Origin of the sequence: Actinomyces sp. ph3, from assembly GCF_000308055.1 — a bacterium.
GTDB lineage: Bacteria > Actinomycetota > Actinomycetes > Actinomycetales > Actinomycetaceae > Pauljensenia.
The window spans coordinates 554,655-576,229 of record NZ_CAGY01000001.1 but is presented as its reverse complement, the minus strand read 5'-3'; the positions used below and the strand labels follow the sequence as shown (position 1 = coordinate 576,229).

21 protein-coding genes are annotated in these 21,575 nt (G+C 56.8%); 9 read left to right on the top strand and 12 right to left on the bottom strand.

Features of this window, described 5'->3' with window-relative positions:
- Window positions 1–38 precede the first annotated feature (38 nt).
- The 6 genes from HGAS_RS02620 to HGAS_RS02595 all read right to left on the bottom strand — a co-directional run bounded on the left by HGAS_RS02620 (window position 39) and on the right by HGAS_RS02595 (window position 4,836).
- Complete coding sequence (locus tag HGAS_RS02620; protein ID WP_019126368.1) at window positions 39–575, bottom strand: hypothetical protein; 537 nt, start codon at window positions 573–575, stop codon at window positions 39–41.
- Window positions 572–967 carry a Fur family transcriptional regulator gene (locus tag HGAS_RS02615; RefSeq protein ID WP_019126367.1) on the bottom strand — a complete coding sequence of 132 codons (396 nt, stop codon included), beginning with the start codon at window positions 965–967 and terminating at the stop codon, window positions 572–574. The genes HGAS_RS02620 and HGAS_RS02615 overlap by 4 nt, the downstream gene beginning before the upstream one ends.
- A 44-nt stretch (window positions 968–1,011) precedes the next feature.
- A complete protein-coding gene (locus HGAS_RS02610; protein WP_019126366.1) occupies window positions 1,012–1,944 on the bottom strand; it encodes a metal ABC transporter permease in 933 nt (310 codons plus the stop codon).
- On the bottom strand, window positions 1,941–2,708 hold the full coding sequence (locus HGAS_RS02605) for a metal ABC transporter ATP-binding protein (protein WP_019126365.1): 768 nt from the start codon (window positions 2,706–2,708) through the stop codon (window positions 1,941–1,943). The genes HGAS_RS02610 and HGAS_RS02605 overlap by 4 nt, the downstream gene beginning before the upstream one ends.
- A 91-nt stretch (window positions 2,709–2,799) precedes the next feature.
- Window positions 2,800–3,786 (bottom strand): metal ABC transporter solute-binding protein, Zn/Mn family, encoded by a 987-nt coding sequence (locus HGAS_RS02600; RefSeq protein ID WP_019126364.1) that lies wholly within the window; start codon window positions 3,784–3,786, stop codon window positions 2,800–2,802.
- A gap of 33 nt (window positions 3,787–3,819) precedes the next feature.
- On the bottom strand, window positions 3,820–4,836 hold the full coding sequence (locus tag HGAS_RS02595) for a LacI family DNA-binding transcriptional regulator (RefSeq protein WP_019126363.1): 1,017 nt from the start codon (window positions 4,834–4,836) through the stop codon (window positions 3,820–3,822).
- A gap of 170 nt (window positions 4,837–5,006) precedes the next feature.
- On the opposite strand from HGAS_RS02595, the gene HGAS_RS02590 reads away from it, so the two are divergent.
- From HGAS_RS02590 to HGAS_RS02565, 6 genes are all read left to right on the top strand, one after another.
- Window positions 5,007–6,233, top strand: a complete 1,227-nt coding sequence (locus HGAS_RS02590; protein WP_019126362.1) for a sugar ABC transporter substrate-binding protein — start codon at window positions 5,007–5,009, stop codon at window positions 6,231–6,233.
- A 110-nt stretch (window positions 6,234–6,343) separates the two neighbouring features.
- Window positions 6,344–7,930: an ABC transporter permease subunit gene (locus HGAS_RS02585; RefSeq protein WP_019126361.1), complete on the top strand. Its 1,587-nt coding sequence runs from the start codon at window positions 6,344–6,346 to the stop codon at window positions 7,928–7,930.
- Window positions 7,930–8,826 carry a sugar ABC transporter permease gene (locus tag HGAS_RS02580; RefSeq protein ID WP_019126360.1) on the top strand — a complete coding sequence of 299 codons (897 nt, stop codon included), beginning with the start codon at window positions 7,930–7,932 and terminating at the stop codon, window positions 8,824–8,826. The genes HGAS_RS02585 and HGAS_RS02580 overlap by 1 nt, the downstream gene beginning before the upstream one ends.
- Before the next feature lie 201 nt (window positions 8,827–9,027).
- Entirely contained in the window at window positions 9,028–9,417 is a 390-nt protein-coding gene (locus tag HGAS_RS02575) for a GntR family transcriptional regulator (RefSeq protein ID WP_019126359.1), read from the top strand.
- A complete protein-coding gene (locus tag HGAS_RS02570; RefSeq protein WP_019126358.1) occupies window positions 9,414–10,310 on the top strand; it encodes an ABC transporter ATP-binding protein in 897 nt (298 codons plus the stop codon). Before HGAS_RS02575 ends, HGAS_RS02570 begins: the two co-directional genes overlap by 4 nt.
- Window positions 10,307–11,029 (top strand): hypothetical protein, encoded by a 723-nt coding sequence (locus tag HGAS_RS02565; RefSeq protein ID WP_019126357.1) that lies wholly within the window; start codon window positions 10,307–10,309, stop codon window positions 11,027–11,029. The genes HGAS_RS02570 and HGAS_RS02565 overlap by 4 nt, the downstream gene beginning before the upstream one ends.
- Window positions 11,030–11,187: 158 nt before the next feature.
- On the opposite strand, the gene HGAS_RS02560 is transcribed toward HGAS_RS02565, so the two are convergent.
- From HGAS_RS02560 to HGAS_RS02545, 3 genes are all read right to left on the bottom strand, one after another.
- Window positions 11,188–12,057 (bottom strand): hypothetical protein, encoded by an 870-nt coding sequence (locus HGAS_RS02560; protein ID WP_019126356.1) that lies wholly within the window; start codon window positions 12,055–12,057, stop codon window positions 11,188–11,190.
- A gap of 624 nt (window positions 12,058–12,681) precedes the next feature.
- Window positions 12,682–13,464, bottom strand: coding sequence for a hypothetical protein (locus HGAS_RS02550; protein WP_019126354.1), 783 nt, complete (start codon window positions 13,462–13,464; stop codon window positions 12,682–12,684).
- Window positions 13,461–14,387 carry a hypothetical protein gene (locus HGAS_RS02545; protein ID WP_019126353.1) on the bottom strand — a complete coding sequence of 309 codons (927 nt, stop codon included), beginning with the start codon at window positions 14,385–14,387 and terminating at the stop codon, window positions 13,461–13,463. The genes HGAS_RS02550 and HGAS_RS02545 overlap by 4 nt, the downstream gene beginning before the upstream one ends.
- A 162-nt stretch (window positions 14,388–14,549) precedes the next feature.
- On the opposite strand from HGAS_RS02545, the gene HGAS_RS02540 reads away from it, so the two are divergent.
- Genes HGAS_RS02540 through aroD form a run of 3 tightly spaced genes read left to right on the top strand, consistent with a single transcriptional unit; the run spans window position 14,550 to window position 18,150 of the window.
- Window positions 14,550–15,944 (top strand): glycine--tRNA ligase, encoded by a 1,395-nt coding sequence (locus HGAS_RS02540; RefSeq protein WP_019126352.1) that lies wholly within the window; start codon window positions 14,550–14,552, stop codon window positions 15,942–15,944.
- Window positions 15,945–17,267 (top strand): tRNA dihydrouridine synthase DusB, encoded by a 1,323-nt coding sequence (gene dusB, locus HGAS_RS02535; RefSeq protein WP_019126351.1) that lies wholly within the window; start codon window positions 15,945–15,947, stop codon window positions 17,265–17,267.
- Window positions 17,268–17,292: 25 nt separating this feature from the next.
- Window positions 17,293–18,150 (top strand): type I 3-dehydroquinate dehydratase, encoded by an 858-nt coding sequence (aroD, locus tag HGAS_RS02530; RefSeq protein ID WP_019126350.1) that lies wholly within the window; start codon window positions 17,293–17,295, stop codon window positions 18,148–18,150.
- A 115-nt stretch (window positions 18,151–18,265) separates the two neighbouring features.
- On the opposite strand, the gene HGAS_RS02525 is transcribed toward aroD, so the two are convergent.
- The 3 genes from HGAS_RS02525 to HGAS_RS02515 form a co-directional block, all read right to left on the bottom strand.
- Window positions 18,266–18,721: a Dps family protein gene (locus tag HGAS_RS02525; RefSeq protein ID WP_019126349.1), complete on the bottom strand. Its 456-nt coding sequence runs from the start codon at window positions 18,719–18,721 to the stop codon at window positions 18,266–18,268.
- 179 nt (window positions 18,722–18,900) lie between these two features.
- Window positions 18,901–20,907, bottom strand: a complete 2,007-nt coding sequence (locus tag HGAS_RS02520; RefSeq protein WP_019126348.1) for a helicase HerA-like domain-containing protein — start codon at window positions 20,905–20,907, stop codon at window positions 18,901–18,903.
- A gap of 35 nt (window positions 20,908–20,942) precedes the next feature.
- Window positions 20,943–21,545 carry a type II toxin-antitoxin system PemK/MazF family toxin gene (locus HGAS_RS02515; protein ID WP_019126347.1) on the bottom strand — a complete coding sequence of 201 codons (603 nt, stop codon included), beginning with the start codon at window positions 21,543–21,545 and terminating at the stop codon, window positions 20,943–20,945.
- Window positions 21,546–21,575 lie beyond the last annotated feature (30 nt).

The window sequence follows — 21,575 nt, the reverse complement described above, 5'->3', positions numbered from 1 at the left end:
CGCACGAAGTCGGTGAATGTCACAGGCTATGGCGTGTGTTATTCCACGGCTTCCTGTGTCAATTCGGTGTGAAGGTGTTCGTGCCGCTGCCCGCGTCCGCGGCGTCGCTTCATCAGCACAACTGCGGTGATAATCGCTGCGATTGCCGCTAGTCCCAGCCAACCCCACACTGAGCCCGCCGCCGCGCGAACAACTGCCATCCACACTGCGAGCATTCCCAGGCCGTACATAATCGACCACGCAATGCAGCCTGGAATCATGGCAAGCGTGTACTTCTTCCACGACATGCGGACGACGCCTGCTCCGGCATTGACCGCAGTTTGTACGCCAACAGTCAGGAAGCACAGCGGGATGATGATGATTCCCCACTGCTCGAGCAGTCGAGCACCGTACTTCGGGACAGGCCCTTCAAACCAAGCAGCGATCTTTCCTCGCAGGCCGTTCTTCCCCGCTGAGGCCAACGCGCCTTTTGCTGCACCGCGCCCCAGCCAATAGGTCAGCTGTGCGCGATGAAAAACAACGAAAAACAGGAAGATAAAGAGCGGCAGTCCCGAGGATGCCCACGAGGGTGTCAATTATTTGCCTTTCGCGTGCATTCAGAGCAGAGCCCGAATAGCTCAATTGAGTGTTCAATCTGAGTGTATCCGTGCGAGGTGGCCACCGCAGAGATCCATTTTTCAAGCTCACCCGTCCCAAGGTCTTCAGCACGCCCGCAGTTGCGGCAGACCAGGTGGTGGTGATGCGCTTGAGTGTCGCACTTTCGGTAGAGCGCCTCGCCTTCGGCGGAACGTAGAACATCGACTTGGTGGTCTTCAGCCAGCGCCTGGAGGTTGCGATACACGGTTGCCAGACCGATTTTGTGCCCGCGTGCGGTCAGGTCCTCAAATACCTTCTGCGCACTGCGGAAGTCGCGGTGCTCGCTGAGGTTGTCGAAAACCGCCTGGCGTTGCTTGGTCATTCGCTGCATGGCGTCCCTTTCATTGACGAGGCCTGTGGTGAGATTTCTTTTCCCTACCCGCGCGCGGTGGTGGTGTCCGCACGATCTCTTGGCGAGGCCTCGGGATGTTCCGCGGGCGCGGATAGTTCACGCATTCGCTGCTTGCGACGGAAGTGATCACGCAGCCCTCGGATTCCGTATCCAACAGCATAGAGAGCAATCGCGGCCACAACAATCGTTGCACCGGGGGAGAGGTCGATGTAGTAGGTCAGGGCGAGTCCTCCCAGACAGAGGAGCGCTCCCAAGACCATTGCATAAGCCATGGTGCGTCGGAAGGAATGAGCCCCTAGTTGTGCGATGGCAACAGGGACAACCATGAGGGCTGAAACAAGAAGCGAACCAACAATTCGCATGGCAACGACAACCGTCAGAGCAGATAAAATCGCGATGAGCATAGTGAGCGCGCGAACAGGAAGCCCGGTAGAGCGAGCGAATTCCTCATCATTTGTCACCGAGTAGAGCGCTGGAAGCAGGCCGATGCCGATCACGACAATGACCAGTGCGAGCAGGCAAATTGACCAGACATCACTGCTTGAAACCGTTGAAATTGAGCCGAAAAGATAGGCATTGAGCTGGGATGATGTTCCATTTGCCAAGCCAATCAGGAGTACGCCTCCGGCAATCCCGCCGTAAAAGAGCATGGCAAGTGCAACATCAGAAGAGGTGCGACCAGACTGTCGGACGAGCTCTATAGTGATCGCGCCAAGCAAAGACACGACTAAGGCTCCGGGGATTGCCCATTGATCGTGTGGCGTGACATTTGCGGCGGTTCCGGCAAGCCACCCCAGTGCAACCCCTGTCAAGGAGATGTGGCCGATTCCGTCACCGAGCATTGCGAGGCGTCGGTGCACCAGGTAGGTTCCGACGATCGGTGCGCATAATCCAACGAGGAGTGCGGCAAGAAGGGAACGTTGCATCAAGGGGGATGCAAGCATGTCGAGGATCATCGGCTCCCCTCCATTTCGTGGTGGTCGGCCGTGTTGCAGTGGTCAGAGTGAGGGTCACGCAAATCGCTTCGCGCGGGCCCATCGTAGGTGAAGTGTCCCGAACGGATGTGGAGTTCACGGTCAAGGACCGGAGCAAGTTCGCCCAGTTCATGAAGGACCAACAGGATCGTTACGCCCTCGTCCTTTGCGGCCTGGCAGATGTCGGCCAGTCTGCTCCTTGAAGAGGCATCGATTCCGGCCATTGGTTCGTCCATGATAAGAAGCTCGGGCTTTCGGACCAATGCGCGCGCGATCAGAACGCGCTGCTGTTGCCCGCCGGAAAGAATGTGGAGTGGGTCCTTCGCGCGATGCGCAAGGCCGACGGAACGCAGTGCTTCCAGTGCCTTCGCTCGGTCACCGCGAGAGTGCCACCACTTGCGAGTTCCCAGGAGCCCGGAGAGAACGACTTCGATGCATGACGAGGAGATCGCACCACCGGAGGATGCGCGCTGGGGAACGTAGCCAATACGCTGCCATGGAATCGCGGAACGTTTGCGGATCGAATTTCCGAAAAGCGTGATATCGCCCGAGGAGATTGGTGCAGTTCCAAGGATCGCCTTCATCAGCGTGGACTTCCCGGCACCATTTGGACCGGTCACTGCGACGCATTGCCCTTGGGGAATCGATGCTGTGATGCCGTGAAGAATGAGGTCGTGGTCCCAGGCGACGTGGACATGGTCCAGTGAAATCACCGGGGCAGTAGAGATATTGAATGTCGTTCCCATTAGTGTCGAGTGTAGTCGTTGGGGCGGCATGGTTCACTGTGGAATCATGCCGCCCCAACGTGGAGAAATCAGTTGGCTTGTAGTGAAGTGCTTACTCGCAGCTCAGAGCCTTCCGCAGTGCTTCAAGGTTCTCATTCATCACTGCTTCGTAGTCCTTTGAGTCATCAGCCTGAGACTCGATGGGATCGAGAACTGCAGTGGTGATTCCCAGGTCCTTGGCTAGGGTTTCAGCAACCTTGGGGCTCAGGAGCTCTTCGGTGAAGATCGTTGTGATTCCCTTGGCTTTGACCGCGTCCGAAATCTGCTTGAGGCGAGCGGGGGAAGGGGTGGAATCGGGATCGAGGCCGGACAGTCCCAACTGGGTCAGGCCGGTGCGGTCCGCAAGGTATCCGAAGGCCTCGTGAGAGGTGACGAACTCCTTGTGCTGGCACTTTGCGGTGCCGTCAACGAGCTTCTTGCTCAGTGCTTCCATCTGAGACTTCGTGGTTGCAGCGTTCTTCTTGTAGGTCTCTGCGTTGGCGGGATCGGCTTGAGCAAGAGCGTCCCCAATCTGGGTTGCTGCGCTGGCCATGCGCGTGGGATCCAGCCAGAAGTGTGGGTCGGTTGAGCCGTGATCGTGCTCATGTTCGTGAGCTTCTTCGGTCTTTTCACCGTCTTCAGCGACGTCCAATTCGCTTTCGTGCTTTTCAGCGTCAACCAGATCAACGCTGCCGGAAACGTCGATGACGGTCTTGGGGGCGTTCAGCTCAACTGCCTTGTCAACAGCGGATTGGAAGCCCTTGAGGTAAACGACAGCACCTGCCTGGGAGAGCTGCTGAACCTTTTGGTTCGACAGTTCGAGGTCGTGAGGCTCTGCTCCTGGAGGAGTCAGGGATTCGACGTCAACCAGATCGCCGCCGATTTTCTGGGTGAGGTACTGGAGTGGGTAGAAGCTGGCCATGACCTTCATGGGAGAAGCGGAAGCTTGGGAGCCGGAGGCGCTTGAGGAAGGTGAGGAAGCCGAAGAAGAACATGCGCTCAGTGCAAGCGCTGCGGCGGCGGTAACGGCAAAAACAGTATGTGAACGCGAAAAACTCATGATAATCATTATCAGAGTAAGTGATAATGATTGTCAAAAGCGAGCGTGTCCCGTAGAGCTGCGCACAACAAGGTCGGGAGTGAAGGCAAAATCTTGGTGCTGCTGCGGATTCTGGGACTGAATTGCATCAAAAAGTGACGATACGGCCGAATGTGAAATTGCCTGCACGGGTTGTCGAACCGTCGTGAGTGCGGGGGAGAGGTGGGGAATGAGGAAAGAGTCGTCAAAGCCGATCACTGAAATGTCCCCGGGAACGCTGAGGCCTCGAGATTGGATCGTTCTGATTGCCCCCATCGCCTGGAGATCTGAGCCGGCAATGATGGCCGTGATTCCGGCGTCGATCAGCGCGTGAGTTGCCGAGGCCGCGGCCTCGTAGGTGTAGAAGGTCTCGATGATCGTGGGTGTGGTGATCCCGAATTCTTGCGCCATTACTTGGCGGAAAGCCTCGGCCTTACGTCGTGCGGGGACGACGTGGTGGCGTCCACCCAGCATGGCAATCTTCCGGTGCCCCAGTTCCTTGAGGTGTTGGATGGATGCGCGGATTCCAAGTGCGTCTTCCGTTGAAAAATCGGGGGCTTGGACTTCCTTTCGCGCGCCATTGATGGTGACGAAGGGCATGTGGATCTGTGAAAGATTCGCATAGCGACTCAAGTCTGCTTGAAGGTCTGCGTGTCGGCCGGAGACGAAGATTAATCCTGAAACTCCTCGCGCAAGAAAAGCTTGAGTGTGTTCCTCTTCGCTGGTGGTTCCCGGAGTCTGCGAGGCGATGAAGGCCTGGCCTCCCGCCCTATCGACCTCGGAATGAAGGGTGTGGGCGAAAGTGGCAAAGATGGGGTTTGTAAGTTCTGGGACGATCACTCCGATGATGAGGCGATTGTCGTCAGCCAGCATGCTGGGACGTTCGTAGCCGAGCTCGTCGATTGCGGTCAGAACTCGATATCGAGTGTCGTCTGAGACCTGCCCGACTCCGTTAAATACGCGAGAAACTGTGGCAATGGAAACACCGGCATGTGAGGCGATATCCGCCATGCGGGTGCGGTTCTTCGACATCGAAGTGCCTTTCAGAAGGGGGCAAGTGTGATGGTTGGGATCTGGGGTAAAGATATCATTTCTCTAACAATCCTGAAAAGGCTTGCTGAAAATGATTTTCTGCGGCTACAGTGTCCTTAAGTGCGAAGTACAACTGTGTACGAGCAGAACTCAATTGATCAGGAGTTGACATGCGACGAGGCATCGCGATGTTCGGCGTTTTAGCAGTTACAGCAACGCTTGCAGCGTGCTCCAATGGAAGCTCGAGCTCTTCGAGCAGCCAGTCTGCATCCGCAAGTTCCGGTTCTTCCGTCGGTTCCCTGACGGTCTGGGCCGACGACACCCGTTACTCGCAGATTCAGGAACTGGCCAAGGACTTCACCGCAGCCACCAAGGTGGATGTTCAGGTTGTTCAGAAGTCTGAGACCGACATGGACCAGGAGTTCATTAGCCAGGTTCCGACCGGCAATGGCCCTGACGTTATTGTTATGGCCCATGACAAGCTCGGCCAGATGGTGAAGAACGGCGTTGTTTCCCCCGTTGACTTGGGAGAGGCAAAGTCCAAGTTCTCCGAGGCAGCAGTTCAGGGCGTGACCTACGACGGCAAGACCTACGGCGTGCCCTACGCAGTCGAGTCTGTTGCACTGGTTCGTAACAACAAGCTCACCACTGACACCCCGAAGACCTTCGACGAAATGATTGCATCGGGTAAGAAGGCCGGTTCGGAGTACCCCTTCGTTGTTCAGATGAGCACCGACGGTGACCCCTACCACCTCTACGCTTTCGAGACTTCCTTCGGTAACGAGGTCTTCAAGCAGTCCGCTGACGGCTCCTACACCTCCGATCTGACCCTGGGCGGCGAAGGCGCATCTGAGTTCACCCAATGGCTCAAGGCGCAGGGTGAAGCAAAGACCCTGAACCCGAATATCACCGCTGACGTCGCCAAGGATGCATTCCTCAAGGGCAACGCGGCTTACATGGTGACCGGCCCTTGGAACGTCACCGCTGCTAAGGCTGCCGGACTTGACGTTTCTGTCCTTCCGATTCCTTCTGCTGGCGGTAAGGAAGCTAAGCCCTTCGTTGGCGTCCAGATGTTCTACCAGAGCTCCAAGACCCAGAACCAAGTTCTGGTCAGCAAGTTCTTCCAGTACCTGGAGACCAAGGAAGCACAGTCCAAGCTGCAGGAGCTGGGCGGACGCGTTCCGGCAATGACCGAGGTTGCTAACTCCCTGAGCGATGAGAACCTTAAGCAGTTCGCAACCATCGCAGGAAACGGCCTCCCCATGCCGGCAATCCCCGCAATGGGTTCCGTCTGGGATTACTGGGGCAAGACTGAGGTTTCCATCGTGAATGGTGCCGATCCCGCATCCACGTGGGAGACCATGGTCAACAACATTCAGACTTCCATCAACAAGTAGTGAGGTCTCACGGTTTTGCGGGCGCCAAAACGGGGCGCCCGCAAAACCCATACCTGAGCATTTTGTGCTCATGGTCCCTTAATCGCTGTTCAAGGTAACGAAGGACCACAATGCCTGCAGCTTCTTCCTCGAATACCGTTCAGAAGGACCGTACCTCGCATGCGCGTGACGTCATGCGACCCGGTTTTATTGCAAAACTCATCATTATGATGCTCATTGACGCACTGGGCATCTATGGAATCATGGCGGCATGGGCCGTCAATTCTCGGATCGTCATCGGCGTGATGGCGGTCCTGCTCATCATCGTTAACTGGGTGTATTTCTCGAAGAGGGCAGTTCCTGCCAAATATCTTCTTCCCGGCATGGTCTTCCTTTTGATCTATCAGCTCTTCGTCATGGGCTACACCGGGTATGTTTCTCTGACTAACTACGGGGATGGCCACAACTCGACAAAGGCAGACGCGATTGAAGTTGCTCTTTCGGCGAACCGCCAGCGTGTTGAAGGAGCTCCAACTGTTCAGACCGCAGTCGTTGAAGACGGAAACGAGCTTGGTCTGGTCATTGCGGATCCAACAAGTGGCGAGCTGAAGCTTGGAACGGCAACCAAGCCCCTCCAGAGTGTCCAGGGTACGGTCACTTCAATGGGTATTACCGAGGTTTCGGGCTATGAAGTCCTCGACCTAGCTGCTCTTGCCGGCCGCCAGGCGGAAGTTTCTAAACTGACGGTCCCCGTAAGCTCTAACCCGAATGATGGCTTCTATCTGACGACGGATGGAACTTCTGGCTACCTCGCCAAGTCCACCTTCACCTACGACGAAGCCGCCGATACTTTGACGAACACTGAGACGGGCGTCGTTTACAAAGCGAATAACCAAAAGGGCGTCTTTGAAGATAGTCAGGGAAACCAGCTGCCGACCGGCTGGCGAGTCTCTGTCGGCGCCTCGAACTACACTGCTATGTTCAAGGATTCCGGGCTGGTCAAGCCCTTCCTGAATTCCTTGGTCTGGTCCTTCGTTTTTGCTATTGGCTCGGTGCTGACGACTTTCGCCTTCGGATTGGTCCTTGCGCTGATCTTCTCGGATCAGCGCATCCGAGGCCGAAAGATCTACCAGTCGCTCATGATCCTTCCCTATGCCTTCCCAGCCTTCCTGGCGACCCTGGTGTGGAAGGGTATGCTCAACGAGGAATTTGGCTTCATTAACAAGGTCTTGCTCGGTGGGGCAGAGATCCATTGGCTGACCAATGGGCTCATGGCTAAGGTCGCGATCCTCGGTGTGAATCTCTGGCTCGGCTTCCCCTATATGTTCCTCGTCTGCTTGGGTGCGCTTCAGTCTCTTCCGGGAGACGTTGAAGAAGCCGCGAAGATGGATGGCGCATCTGGATTGCGTACCGTGTGGTCAATTAAGTTGCCGCTGGTTTTGCAGTCCACGACCCCGCTGCTGATTGCTTCCTTCGCATTTAACTTCAACAACTTCTCGTTGATTTACATGCTGACGAAGGGGGGCCCGGACTTCGATGGTGTGGCCTATGGCTTGGGGCAGACTGACATCTTGATCTCGATGGTCTACAAGATCGCCTTTGCCGATGGTGGATATAACTACGGTCTGGCATCGGCCATGTCGATCTTCATCTTCGTGGTGGTTGGCGTGATTGCCTGGCTTGGATTCCGTCAGACGAAGGCATTGGAGGAACTGTGATGGCTGCACAAAGTAAAGAAAAGGCACAGTTGACAACGCTCCACGGCTTACGTTGGTTGAAGGAAGTTGGCTGGAAGCACGCCGTTGGTATCGCTGTCATCATTTACTGCGTTATTCCGCTGCTCTACGTGCTCTCGGTGTCTTTCGTTCCGAATGCTGTTATCAACGCTCCGTTGAGCCTGTCGAATGGAATCTCCTTCGATAACTTCAAGGCATTGGGTTCAGATCGATACAGCATGTACTGGCAGTGGATTTTTAATTCACTGGTGGTCTCGACCGTCACAGCAATTGGAACAGTTCTCATGGGTGCGGCTGCTGCCTACGCCTTCAGTCGCTTCCGTTTCCGAGGTCGTCGCGGAACCCTGACCTTCCTGCTTCTGGTTCAGATGTTCCCCCAGATGCTGGCATTCGTGGCTCTGTTCCTGCTCTTGCTGGGAATTAAGGATATCTTCCCGGTTCTGGGCTTGAACTCGAAGCTCGGCCTGATCTGCGTCTACCTCGGTGGCGCATTGGGTTCGAACACCTTCCTGCTCTTTGGTTTCTTCAACTCCGTTCCTCGTGAACTTGACGAGGCCGCAGAGATTGATGGCGCATCGCATGCCCAGACTTTCTGGACCATCATCATGCCGCTGGTTCTTCCTGTTCTGGCAGTCGTTGGCCTGCTGAGCTTCATTTCCAGCTTCGGAGACTTCGTCATTGCCAAGGTTGTTATGCAAACCCCTGATCAGTACACCCTGGCCGTGGGCATGTACAACTGGGCAGCCGATGACCGTAACGCCCCGTGGGGTGTCTTCGCGGCTGGTTCGATCATCGCCGCAATTCCGGTGATCTTGCTCTTCCAGTACCTGCAGAAGTACATCGTTTCCGGTTTGACCTCTGGTGCGGTGAAGGGCTAAGCGCCCGCTTCTCGCCAACCTGGCCCCGGCCTCGTTCCTCATTGTGGGGACGAGGCCGGGGTTCTTTTTCTGCGTGAAAGCGGGGGGGGGGAGGAGGGCGGTGCTACGTAAGAGATTTTGATCGGGGACTTGACAGGTTGGTTAGTTCTATGGTTAATTAGTCATGTAATGAACCACTGAAGCTGAAGGGAGGGATTGCGCATGGCACCCACATTCGTCTCGGGGATCCCGATCTACGTCCAGATCGCCGACGACATCCGCGCGCAGATCCTGCGCGGCACCCTGCACGCCGGGGATCAGCTCACCTCCACCACGGAGTACTCCGCGACCTACCGCATCAACCCGGCCACCGTTGGCAAGGCCTTCGCAATCCTCGTCGATGAAGGGCTCGTCGAAAAGCGACGCGGCATCGGCATGTTCGTCGCTGAGGGAGCTCGCAACGCGCTCGTCGCCGATGGGCTTGCGACCTACGTGGAGGAAACCCTGAACCCCGCCGTCGAAGCGGGCCTGGCCCTGGGCCTCGACCTCGACGCCATCATCGACCACGTCCGCGCCTACAGCGCTGACACGACTGCCAAGGACAACTCATGATCACCCTCAACTCCATCAGCCACACCTATCCGGGTGAGGCAGCACCAGCCCTGCGCGATCTCTCCCTCACTCTCGGAGAGGCCACCGTCACCGCCTTGGTCGGCCCCAACGGCTCGGGCAAGACGACGCTCATGCAGATCCTCGGCGGTCTGCTCCCACCTTCATCAGGAAACGTGTCCATAAATGGGACGAAGGTGAGCTCTAACGACCTGCTCGGGTACTCGATTATGGCCTCCTCCGACAGGGACTTCGACAACTCTTCGGCTGCTGCGCTGGTCGCCTATGCCTCGCTGCGTCAGACGTGGGATCAGAAACTTTTTGACCACTACGTCCAGCGTTTTGACTTTCAGCTGAAGGGCCGTAAGAAGTTGCGCAAAATGTCTTCGGGGCAGGCTGCCATCTTGACCGGTGCTGTCGCGCTGGCCTCGGGCGCGCCCATCACTGTCCTTGATGAGATTCAGGCTCCAATGGACGTCCCCACCCGATACGCGTTCTACGAGGAGCTACTCACCCTAGCCGGCGACATCATGGAGGGGCGTCGGCCCTGGCGCACCTTCCTCATCTCTTCGCACATGGTGTCCGAACTTGAAAACGTTGCCGAAGACGTCGTAGCTCTCAAGAACGGACGCCTGCTCGCCCACGAGAGCGTTGACGAGTTCACTTCGCGTATCTGTGCGATTACCGGTAACGCCGCTGACGTGGAACGCTTCCTGACCGATCATTCCGATATCGCCGTCATTACTTCTCGCGCGCTTGGGTCCGCACGAGAAGTCATCGTGGACCTGCGTGGTCGTGGTGTCGCTGACCATGAGATTGCATCCCACTCCCTGACCGCTTCGCCCTGTTCTTTCCAGGACGCCTTCGCCTACCTCATCCAGGAGAACGACCAATGAGCACTGCAACCCCAGACCTCATCAAATCCTCCCCCTCGCCCCTGCGTATTGGGCTTGTTCGCTGCCGATTCACTGTCGTGCTCTACCTGCTGGTTGTGGGCCTCCAGTTCCTCACCAACTTGGCGATCAACGGCATCGTCTACCTCTCGGTCTCCGACATCAACAAGTACGCTGAACAGTCCGCCACAAACTCCGCTTTTGTCACAGGTACTTTCCTCTTTGTTTGCGGGCTCGTCAGCGCTACCGTCGACTTGCGCGCTTCTGCTCTTAGCGGTGGCTCGCGCACCGCACTCACCGCAGCGAGTTACGTGCATTCCATTATCATCATTGGCTTGGGGTCTCTTATCTGGTGGCTTCTTATCGCAATCCATCCCCTGCTCTTCTTCATGGGGCGCGGCTCCTTTCCGCTCGGCGTCGACACGTGGTTATTTGTTGTCTTTGCTTGGGTCGTCTGCGATGGGGCCGGACGTTTCATCGGAGGAGTTTCTCGTTGCATCGGCTCGACCTGGAAGAGGACTTTCGCGCTCATGCTCGCAATCCCGCTGGGTATCTGTAGCATCGGCGTGCCGATCACTTGGGTGATTCTCACGCTTGTCCACAAGTCAGGCTATCTGCCCCCGATGGATCCGGCCTTTTGGCTGCTCGGTCTTATTTCGGCAGCAGTTCTCGTCGCGGGCTGGCCCCTGACGGCATCCGGCCACATCCGGCGCGTCGGCTGAAAGGCACATCGGCCAAATGAGTGTGGGGAGCAACTACAGCTGCTCCCCACACTCATTTCTCTGGCGTCACTCTACTCTGGTTGGTTCTGATCATGGAGAGGTTATCTTCTTCTGCGCGAGAGGTGTTGATACCTCGATGGCTGATCGATTTTGAGTGTTCATTGCGTAATTTTCAGAGTATTGATCACAGTGAAGATGTCAGAGACACACGTTGGGAACAGGTGTGTTGTTGTGGTTAGCGTTGCCGTGAAGCGGAGAGGCACCGGTGCAGCGGGTGTTGTCCATTGGAACTGGATACTCGTAAAAGATGTCCCCTCATCAATGTATATTCCAGTGCACATGATGCCTCCTGGTGGGAGGGGACTAGGAATCTCTTCGAGGGTGATCCACCCGGGGATTATGTTCCTTAAAGCTCGTGTGAGATCACCTATTTGAGGAAGAGTGTTGGTAGGTGAAGCTGTAAGGATGATCGTAGAGGCGAAACATGCGTTGGGATCATCTGGGCCTGTGAGCGCGAGAAGCAGTGTTTCTCGTGTGGTTTTCTGAATTGCAGAGGTGGGAAGCGAGTGCCACCTACTAGGTGCTGTGCATGTTGCGCTGAGTGTCACGGTGGTGTTTTCGTTCAGGAGCATCGAGATTTCAGCAGCAGCGGAGCTAGCGGGGATGATTTTTCCGTTCTCGTCGATGAGCCCGCGGCGTTTGTGCCATTGCCAGTTCGCATCAACGCAGTGAGGAACTGGGAGGGGAAGGAAGTAAACTGCCGCAATGGCGAAAAGGAAGTATCCAAGTAGCCTTACAGACTTGTAGGCCCACTGCGGTACTCCACAGAGCTCTGCTAAAACAGACAGACATACTATGAGGCCACCAAAGCAGAACAGAGGAATTCGTACCGAGAAACCACGAGTTAAATGGCTTGCTGATGAAATGGTGCGCCAGAAAACTGCAAGCGGTGAGTCGGTATAGGTTTCGACCCACCATATGAACAAACCGATACTCACCACGGTGAGCGGAATAAGGGCTACGAACATGATTTATCCAAAGGAATGTTCGATTGCATAGTCGGCTCCATCAGTTCCTATATTTGTTACGAAAGTTTCTGTTCTCTCTGCAAAATAGCCTCCGACTATTCCATCGATAAATCCCCCGATAATGATTCCGGGAACTCCGCCGAATGTTCCTATTACGGCCCCTATTTTGGCGCCGCCTATGGCACCTCCGTATGCGCTCAATCCAGAAACGCTTTCTTTGATATGTATCTAAAGCGCAACCCTCAAGGCGTTTTAGATCATTACTGGCGTCAGAGACGCATGATGCGATCTGCTGTTCGATGGCGCGTCGCTGCGTATACAACTGAGGGTACGCGCGGTATGTCCATTGGGCAAGGACTTCAGCTTAGAGCTCCCTGTGAATCTTAAATTGGATGAGCTCGCTGTTTTCAGGGAATGCTTTAAAAGTGTGTCCTCCCTTCTTGTTGATGAACTCGTGCTGTTCCTGCCATTGATAGTTCGCATAGATACAGTGAGGAATCGAGAAGAGAAGGAAATTCCAGAGGAAAGGAACTGCAGTCTCAGGCTCGCAAATCATGAGTTGGATAAATCTTCTAACTCAACACACTATTGATGAGAAGAACTTTTTAGCTGAAACGATATTGACTACGCGGCGAAGAAGCGTGCCAACTGACTCCACAACTCGGTGCGGGTGCATCGCGAGAGAGGAATTGTTGTTTTGTCCTCCGCAACAGTGAAACTGGGCATCAGCGGTGGGAAATATGTTGGAATTGAGGAAGACTCAACCAGGTATAACGCTGAAGGAACAGAGAGCGTACTGATTGTCTGCCGGGCCCGGTACCCATCTGTAGTGCACTCCCACTGCGTCCATGTGTGATACTCCCACTGGCCCTCTCTGACCTGTCGCAAAAAGGAAGACCGCTTCTTTTCTGAGCTCACATCTTCGTAGAGGATCCTTTGAGCATCCTCCACGTCACCGCGGTGGACTGCTTTGAGGAAAGCAGAAGAGATTCGTTTCGGCCCATCAAATCGATTTTTTCGCGATGGGAAGGGCGACCTCTCAGCGATGAAACGTGGAAGATCCTGGCTCTTATGACAGAAAACTTCCGCTGTTTCGCAATCTCCTACAGTTTGAACAATCGCGCTCTGTTCAGCGGCGAAGAAATAGCAAAAACCGTGAAGAGGATTGGGGTGAAACCGTGGCGATAGGGAGAGGTGACTAAGAGGAGTCTTGGCTTCGCCGATCGCAGCAAGCGCTTTCCTCGCCTGGGTACGCAACTGGCCATCGGCCTCGTAAATAGTGTCGAGGCCCATCTGGGCTTCCCCCGACAAACCTTCCCGCGCGGAATCTGCAGGACCCGCGAGGGCAATGAACGCGGGAACCGAGGCGGTCGGTAGGCTGAGGGGAGCGGAGAAATAAGTGCTCACGATGCCACGCTCATCTTCGTCACCATCGTGCCCATATCCTTGAAATGCTCGGGAAACATGCGCGTCGTTGTTGTTGCTGTGGCGGTGATCCTGACGAATGTCGACGAGTCGAGTTTTTCACTCCATGACCATTGAATTGCAGTGAAGGAAACACCTCCATCGGTGTAGGTACCCGTGCACATGAGGGAGGCTTTCGGCTTACTCTGCGTGATCTCGTCAAGCGTGAACCACCCCGGAATCTGCCGTGCAATTGCCTCGCTCAAAGTTCCCAGAGGCAGACGTTGCTCGCTGCTGGCCGGAGTCGCGCAGATTGACAGTGTTGATGGCCGCAGATTCTTGTAATCCATAGGTCCTTGGGCGACCAGAACAACGGGGGCCAAAGGAGTAGGCGTGAGATAAGAAGGCATTTCCTCAACGCGCTGCCAGCCTAGAGGAAGGCCAATACGAGTCGAGAACTCTCTTTTCTGGCTACCGCCCAGCGTGAGTTCTGTAGTTGTACGAAGCGTGCCGCCTCGGGGAAGAAGGTTTCCTAATTCGTCAACAAGCCCTTTACGGGCGTTGTCGTACCACCGCGGATCCAGCCACGTCGGAAAATTCAGAGGGAGATGGCACAGGGGAATAAGAAGGACTGAAGCGATTGTGAGCCAGCCAAGGGCAAGAACGATATCCGTGCTAAAGCCGTGTTGCCGGGCAAAAATTGCCATTCCGCCAAGTAACGCAGTTAATGTCCATGCGCATAATCGCAGGAAATTTGCCGGATCTAATGTGTGGACGTTCGTCAAGGGCCAGGCTCGCTGCGCTAAACGCGACTTACTGAATGCGACAAAAAGTATGAAAAGAAGACGCAGAGCAAAAGCAAGAACCCACACGATCACTATCTCGCGTGGGAAGGCGTAGGCCAAGGTCGTGATCACCGTGTGCACGCATCGATGCTATGACAGGGAACAAGAGCAAATCAATTCACTGAAATTTCACCAATCGTTGGCGCGCCTGGCAGTCCCCAAGCTCCCTATGCGTACAGCGGCTAAAATATGCACAGACCACTGCGCCAGCCAGGTGCGGTGAGCCCTAATAAAGGAGTTTTCGTGGCACAGCCATCCACCTCTCGTCTTGATTCAGTTATTTCTCTTGCCAAGCGCCGCGGCTTTGTTTTCCCCTGCGGTGAGATTTATGGCGGTACTCGCTCCGCCTGGGACTACGGCCCGCTGGGTGTAGAACTCAAAGAGAACATCAAACGTCAGTGGTGGAACTACATGGTTCGCCGCCGCGCAGACGTCGTCGGGCTGGACTCCTCGGTAATCCTGCCCCGCGAGGTGTGGGTTGCATCCGGACACGTCAAGGCCTTCACCGACCCGCTCATCGAGTGCCAGAACTGCCACAAGCGTCAACGCGAAGATCAGCTCATTGAAGAACTGGCTGATAAGAAGGGTGTTGACGAATCTTCCTTGTCGCTGGAAGACGTAGCTTGCCCCAACTGTGGTGTTCGTGGTCAGTGGACCGAACCCAAGGCATTCTCGGGCCTGCTCAAGACCTTCCTTGGTCCCGTTGATGACGAGGCCGGCCTGCACTACCTGCGCCCCGAAACCGCACAGGGAATCTTCATCAACTTCGCCAATGTCATGACCGCGGCACGTAAGAAGCCGCCCTTCGGCATCGGCCAGATCGGCAAGTCTTTCCGCAACGAAATTACCCCCGGTAACTTCATCTTCCGTACCCGCGAATTTGAGCAGATGGAACTTGAGTTCTTCTGTGAGCCCGGAACTGATGAAGAGTGGCACCAGTACTGGATCGACTACCGCAAGGCGTGGTACGTCGGCCTGGGTATCGCCGAGGAAAACCTGCGCGAGTACGAGCACCCGAAGGAAAAGCTTTCGCATTACTCCAAGCGCACCGTTGACCTGGAATACCGCTTTGGTTTCCAGAACTCTGAATGGGGCGAACTTGAGGGTATTGCCAACCGCACCGACTACGACCTCGGTGTTCACGCTGAGGCCAGTGGCGCCAAGCTCGACTACTTCGACCAGGCGACCGGCGAACGCTGGACCCCCTACGTCATCGAGCCTTCCGCCGGCCTGACCCGCTCCCTCATGGCCTTCCTCATCGAGGCCTACCACGAGGACGAGGCCCCCAACGCAAAGGGCGGCGTTGATAAGCGCGTCGTCCTCAAGCTTGACCCGCGTCTGGCCCCCGTCAAGGTTGCTGTCCTGCCTCTGTCACGCAAGGACGAACTGACCGGCCCGGCACAGGAACTGGCTCAAGAGCTGCGCGATCTGTGGAACATCGAGTACGACGATGCCGGTGCTGTTGGCCGTCGCTACCGTCGCCAAGATGAAATTGGTACGCCTTTCTGCATCACCTACGACTTTGATTCCGTTGAGGATCACGCTGTCACCATTCGTGAGCGTGACTCGATGGAGCAGGTCCGTATCCCGCTCGACCAGGTCAAGTCCTACCTGATTGAGCGCTTGGGAGTTTGCTGAGTGACCTCGCAGTCTCACGCTAGTGGCCCAACCTGTTTGCAGGTTGGGCCACTGCGGCTGTTTACTCCCGTCGTTTTGGCCCCGATGGCCGGAGTGACGGATGCCCCCTTCCGTCGCCTGTGCCGCATGTTCGGTGAAGAGGCCTTGGGTGGACCTTCGCCCCTGACCGGCACGCCCAGCCCAGCCGCTCTTCCCGGCGTCGCCGAAAGCGCTCGCCCAGCCGAGGCCTCGGAAATCGGGAAAGAAAGCGGTGCGCGCGAAGAACTGACGCCCCACGTCGATGCGCCTGCGGGTCTGTACGTCATGGAGATGGTGACCTCGCGAGCCCTTGTCGAGGGCAATGCGCGCACGATGGCGATGATTCGCCCAGATCCCGCCGAGCGCGTGCACTCCGTGCAACTGTACGGCGTGAACCCGCAGGTTATGGCGCGCGCAACCCAGATCATGATCGAAGGCGAATACGCCGATCATATTGACCTCAACTTCGGTTGTCCCGTTCCCAAAGTGACGCGCAAGGGCGGGGGAGCGGCGCTTCCGTGGAAACGTGATCTGTATACCGACTTGTTGCGCGCTGTTGTCACGCAAGCGCGCGTGAGTGGGGATGCACGTGGCCGTGAGATTCCGGTGACAGTAAAGATCCGCATGGGAATCGATAGCGAGCACGAGACCGGCCTTGAGGCCGCGCAGATCGCCCAGGAACTTGGTGCGGCGGCCGTGACCGTACACGCTCGCACCCAAACTCAGCACTACGCGGGCCAAGCGCATTGGGACTACATTGCGCGCGTCAAGGAAGCCCTGGATATTCCGGTCTTCGGTAATGGTGACGTTTTCGAGGCCGCGGATGCGATCGCGATGATGCGTCAGACCGGGTGCGATGGCATTTCTGTTGGCCGAGGCGCGCAGGGGCGGCCGTGGATTTTCCGTGATATCGTTGCCGCCTACCACGGGCGGCCTGCCTTCCCTTCACCTTTACTTCACGAGGTTGCCGCTATCATCGAAACCCATGCGCGCTGGTGCGTGGAAGAAGAAGGCGACGAGGACCGCGCGATGCGCGAAATGCGTAAGCACATCGGCTGGTACCTGCGTGGTTTCAAGGTGGGTGGGCCGCAGCGCCACGCGCTGGGGATGGTCTCTACGCTTGATGAACTGAGCGATCGCCTGACCGATTTGGATCTCGATCAAGATTTTCCCGAGGCCGCGCGTGGGCCTCGTGGGCGCGCTGGGGGAGAGAAGACCCCGCACCTGCCCGATGGGTGGTTGGAACACCGATACTTGACCGACGCCGAGCGGGCGTCGATTCATCATGCAGAAGTTGGCTACTAAAGGGCTGCTTAGTAGAGGGGACGTCATGGAGCCTGTTGTTATTGGACGCAGTGATTTGGGCGAGGCCTACGGCGCAGCACCTTCGGGTGTGGGCGCGGGATTGCTTGACCCCGCGGGTGCTATTCCCCAACGAGGCCGAGTGCTTCTGGGCGGTGGGCAGCCGGTAGTTTTCATTGTTCCCCTGATGGCGGGGGATGCGCGTGGAGTCCTTGAACAGATCGAGGCCGCCGTATCTGAGCCGCACGATATGTTCGAGTGGCGCGTGGACTACTTAGACGTCCTAACGGGGCTTTCAGGTGAAGAACTGAGTGACCAGGCCCGCGAAGAGATTTCGAAGTCTGCTGCAGAGATCTTGGGTGCTTCTGATGTGCCTGTTTTGGCTACTGTTCGCACAGTTGCTCAGGGTGGAAAGGCTGAAGTTTCAACGCCGGTTTATGGCCAGATCATTGAGCTGCTGGCCGAGTGTGGGATGGATGCGGTAGACGTGGAAATGGCTCCGGCTGCGCCAGCATTGACCGAGAAGGCCCACGTCGCTGGCGCGAAGGTCGTCATGTCCTTCCATGACTTTGAGGTGACTCCCGAATCAGAGATCATGCGGGAGCTTTTGGAAACCATGGCAGTTTTGGGCGCGGACGTCGCAAAGCTTGCGGTTTTGGCCAATTCGGAGCGAGATGCACTCAATGTTGAATTGGTGCAAAGGTGGGCAGCTGAGTACGTGTCGGTTCCCTCAATCGTTTTGGCGATGGGTGAGTTCGGCCGTCAGACGCGTGCAACTCAGCCGGAAGATGGGGGAGTTGCCTCTTTCGTTGCCGTGAGCGGACGTGAGAGTGCGCCCGGTCAATGGGGAGCACAGGAATTGGCGGAGAGGCTTGGACGCGAATAAAGGTCCTCGCGAATGCTTTTCAGGGGAGAAATATCCCTTGAGGAGTACCTGAGACTGAAAGACAAAACTGGGGCGCCTCCGAAGAGACGCCCCAGTTGAAGTCAGATTCAACTAATCAGTTGAGATCCTTGGTCGCTGCGCGCAGCATCCAGGCCTGCTTCTCTAGGCCGGTTGCAATGCCGGTCAGCAGGTCGTTGGACAGGTGATCGTGCTCGTCAACGGGATCAAGGGTTGCCTTGATGCGCTCGGAGGTTGCTAGCAGGTGCTCTTCGTAGAGGCGAGCAGTCTTATCGGTGGGCAGGAAGCCTGCCTCGAGGGGCTCAACCAGTGAGGTCGCTGCAACGGTCGCTGCACGCGCATCGGGTGAAACCTCGATGGCGGCCATACGTTCAGCAACATCATCAGCGGCAAGGCGAACCTCGTCGATGATTTCATCCAGGTGCAGGTGGAGCGAACGGAAGCCGGGGCCTTCGATGTTCCAGTGTGCCTGCTTGCCCTGAAGCGACAGAGCGGTCAGATCAACGAGAGCCTGCTGAAGAGCTGCTGCAACAACGGGGTGTGCGTGAGTCATATTGTTCTCCTAAAACCTATCTGAACGTGCGGCCCGTTGTAGGACGCACCCTTGCTATCACTTCTGACAACTCCATTTTTGACGATTACATTCCCTTTCGCACCATAAGGTGAAATATCCGACAAGGGTTGTGACACGACATCGATAAAGCGTCCAGAAGTGCTCAAAAATCGCGGAATTTACTTAAACAGTGTTCCCAAAATCGAACGCGTCAGCGAGCGTGCTGCAGTCGTTCCAACGGACTTGACCGTCGACTCAATCACACGCTGCGTGGCGCGCGCACGACGTTCCTCAGCCTTTTCGGCCTCGCGACGCTTACGCTCTTCGGCCTTCTCGACCTCGCGCTGCAAGCGTTCAAGTTCCTTCTGGCGCGCTGCCTCTTCCTTCGCTGCCTGCTTCTCGGCTTCCTTCTGTGCCTTCGCTTCTTCAAGCTGACGCTGCGCTTCGGCGGCCTTTTCTTCCGCGGCTTTAGCGGCATCTGCAAGACGGGCTTGCATCAATTCGAATGCCGATTCGTTATCGACCGCGTCGCGGTAACGCGACAGGAGCGGCGAGGAATTGATGATTGAAGAGACAACACCGGGATCGGCGGGGCCCATCACAGCGGCGGGTGCATCCAGCATGGTCGGAGCCACCGGGGTCGGGCGTCCCTTCTCATCCAGTACCGTCACGACAGCCTGACCAGTACCCAGCGAAGTCAACACCTCAGTCAGATCCAGGGGAGAAGTTGGGAAGGTCGAAACTGCCTTCTTGAGGTTTGCTGCATCGTTTGGAGTATGCGCGCGCAGTGCGTGCTGAACGCGTGAACCAAGCTGAGCCAGAACCTCGTCGGGAACATCGGTGGGGGACTGTGTAACAAAGACAATTCCCACGCCCTTGGAACGGATCAGACGCACTGTCTGCACGACTGCCTGGAGGAACTGCTTCGAGGCATCGGTGAAGAGCAGGTGTGCCTCGTCAAAGAAGAAGACCAACTTAGGCTTATCGGGGTTGCCCACTTCCGGCAAAGTTTCGAAGAGCTCAGCCAAGAGCCACATGAGGAAGGTCGAGAACAAAGCGCCCTGGCTGCCCAAGTCGGGTAGTTCCAGCGACGAAATGACGCCGCGACCGTCCATTGACACGCGCATAAGGTCAGCGATATTGAAGGCCGGCTCACCGAAGAATACATCGCCGCCCGATGCCTCCAGAGCAGCAAGCTCACGCAGGATCACGCCTGCAGTTGCCGGTGAAACACCGCCGATTCCCTTGAGTTCTTCCTTGCCTTCGTCATTGTTTGTCAGGTAGTCAATGACCGAGCGCAGGTCCTTCAGGTCAATCAGCGCGAGCTGCTGACCATCGGCCCAGTGGAAGATCAACTGAAGGGCTGAGGCTTGAGTGTCGTTCAAGCCCAGTACGCGCGAAAGCAGAAGGGGGCCAAATTCGGTGATGGTTGTGCGGATCGGCACGCCTTCGCCGCGGCCACCCAGAGTGAGCAGTTCCGTGGGGAATGCTTTGCCTTCCCAGTTCTGGCCAATGCTTGCGCAGCGTGCAAGGAGCTTTTCAGAAGAGGTACCCGCCTGAGCTAGACCGGTGAGGTCACCCTTGATATCGGTGACAAAAACGGGGACTCCCGCTTCCGAGAGACGCTCGGCCATCAGTTGGAGGGTTCGCGTCTTACCGGTACCGGTAGCGCCTGCAACCAAGCAGTGACGGTTCATGAGCCCCAACGGAATTCCGACAGGTGCACCGGGAACCGGAGTATCGCCATCCAAGAAAGCACCCAGTCGCATTGAAGGCGAGGTAAAGGAGTAGCCCGCGCGGACCTGCTCTGCGTAGCCCTGCAGTTCGCCTTCGCTTGCCGAGGCCTGGGCCGGCTCAGCGGAAGCGGCTTGGGCAGGTGCAGCTGGGGCAGCCGGCGCACTTTCCGCAGGCGCAGCTTCCGGGGTTTGGGCGGGAGCGGCTTCGGAAGGAGCTGTCTGCTCAGCCAAAGCGTTATCGAGGGCTGCCTGCGCGGCCTCGGCCTTCTCGGTTGCTGCATCGGCAGCGGCGGCCTGGGACGCGGCCTCGTTCTGGTCGCCCTGGCCACCTTGAGCGGCAAGAGCAGCATCGAGAGCAGCTTGTGCAGCCTGAGCCTTTGCGGCAGCTGCTTCGGCGGCTGCCTGCGCGGCCTCGGCCTTCAGGCGTGCAATTTCAGCGGAATCGGTCATTGTGGGTCCTCGCAGTGTTGTGGTGGAAGTGGTCGTTAGGCATTCCAGTGCTGACGCAGCGCGTCGCACACGGCATTGTAGGTTGAGTGGTCTACGGTCGCTCCCTCGCGGCGAACATCGCCGGGGGCAACAATGAGTAGGCGGTCCAGGCGCACTTGACTGGGGCGGCCCTGCGGATCCCATGCGCCGGTTCCGATCGGGAACCAGTAGCGTCCCCAATGCGCCTCTTGCTCGGCATCTTTGCGGTGGTCCTTGGACGTTAACTGGGCAACAACAAGCCCCTGCTGTACTCGCGAAAGCACGACAACGGGACGATCCTTGCCCTGGGTTGGGTCCTCTTCATAGGACACCCACGTCCACACGACCTCGCCGGGATCGGCATCCCCATCGGGATTTGGTTCGTATTGGAAGGGAGGGAGTCCGTGTTCGCGAACGTCCCACACTTTGTTTCCCTTCCCCGAGGCCTGGGCTGTGGAGGAAGAAGTACGTGCGGTGTGTGAACTGCGTGAAGAAGAGGAAGAACGGGAGGAGGATCGTGACGAGGAACGTTTGCGTCCCTTCGAGGAACCCATTTCCTCTTTCATACTTTGGCCTGCGGCCTGGATAAAGATCGCGAGAAGTCGCTTAATGAAGTCCACGTGGTCTCCAGGTTTGATGGAACAATACCC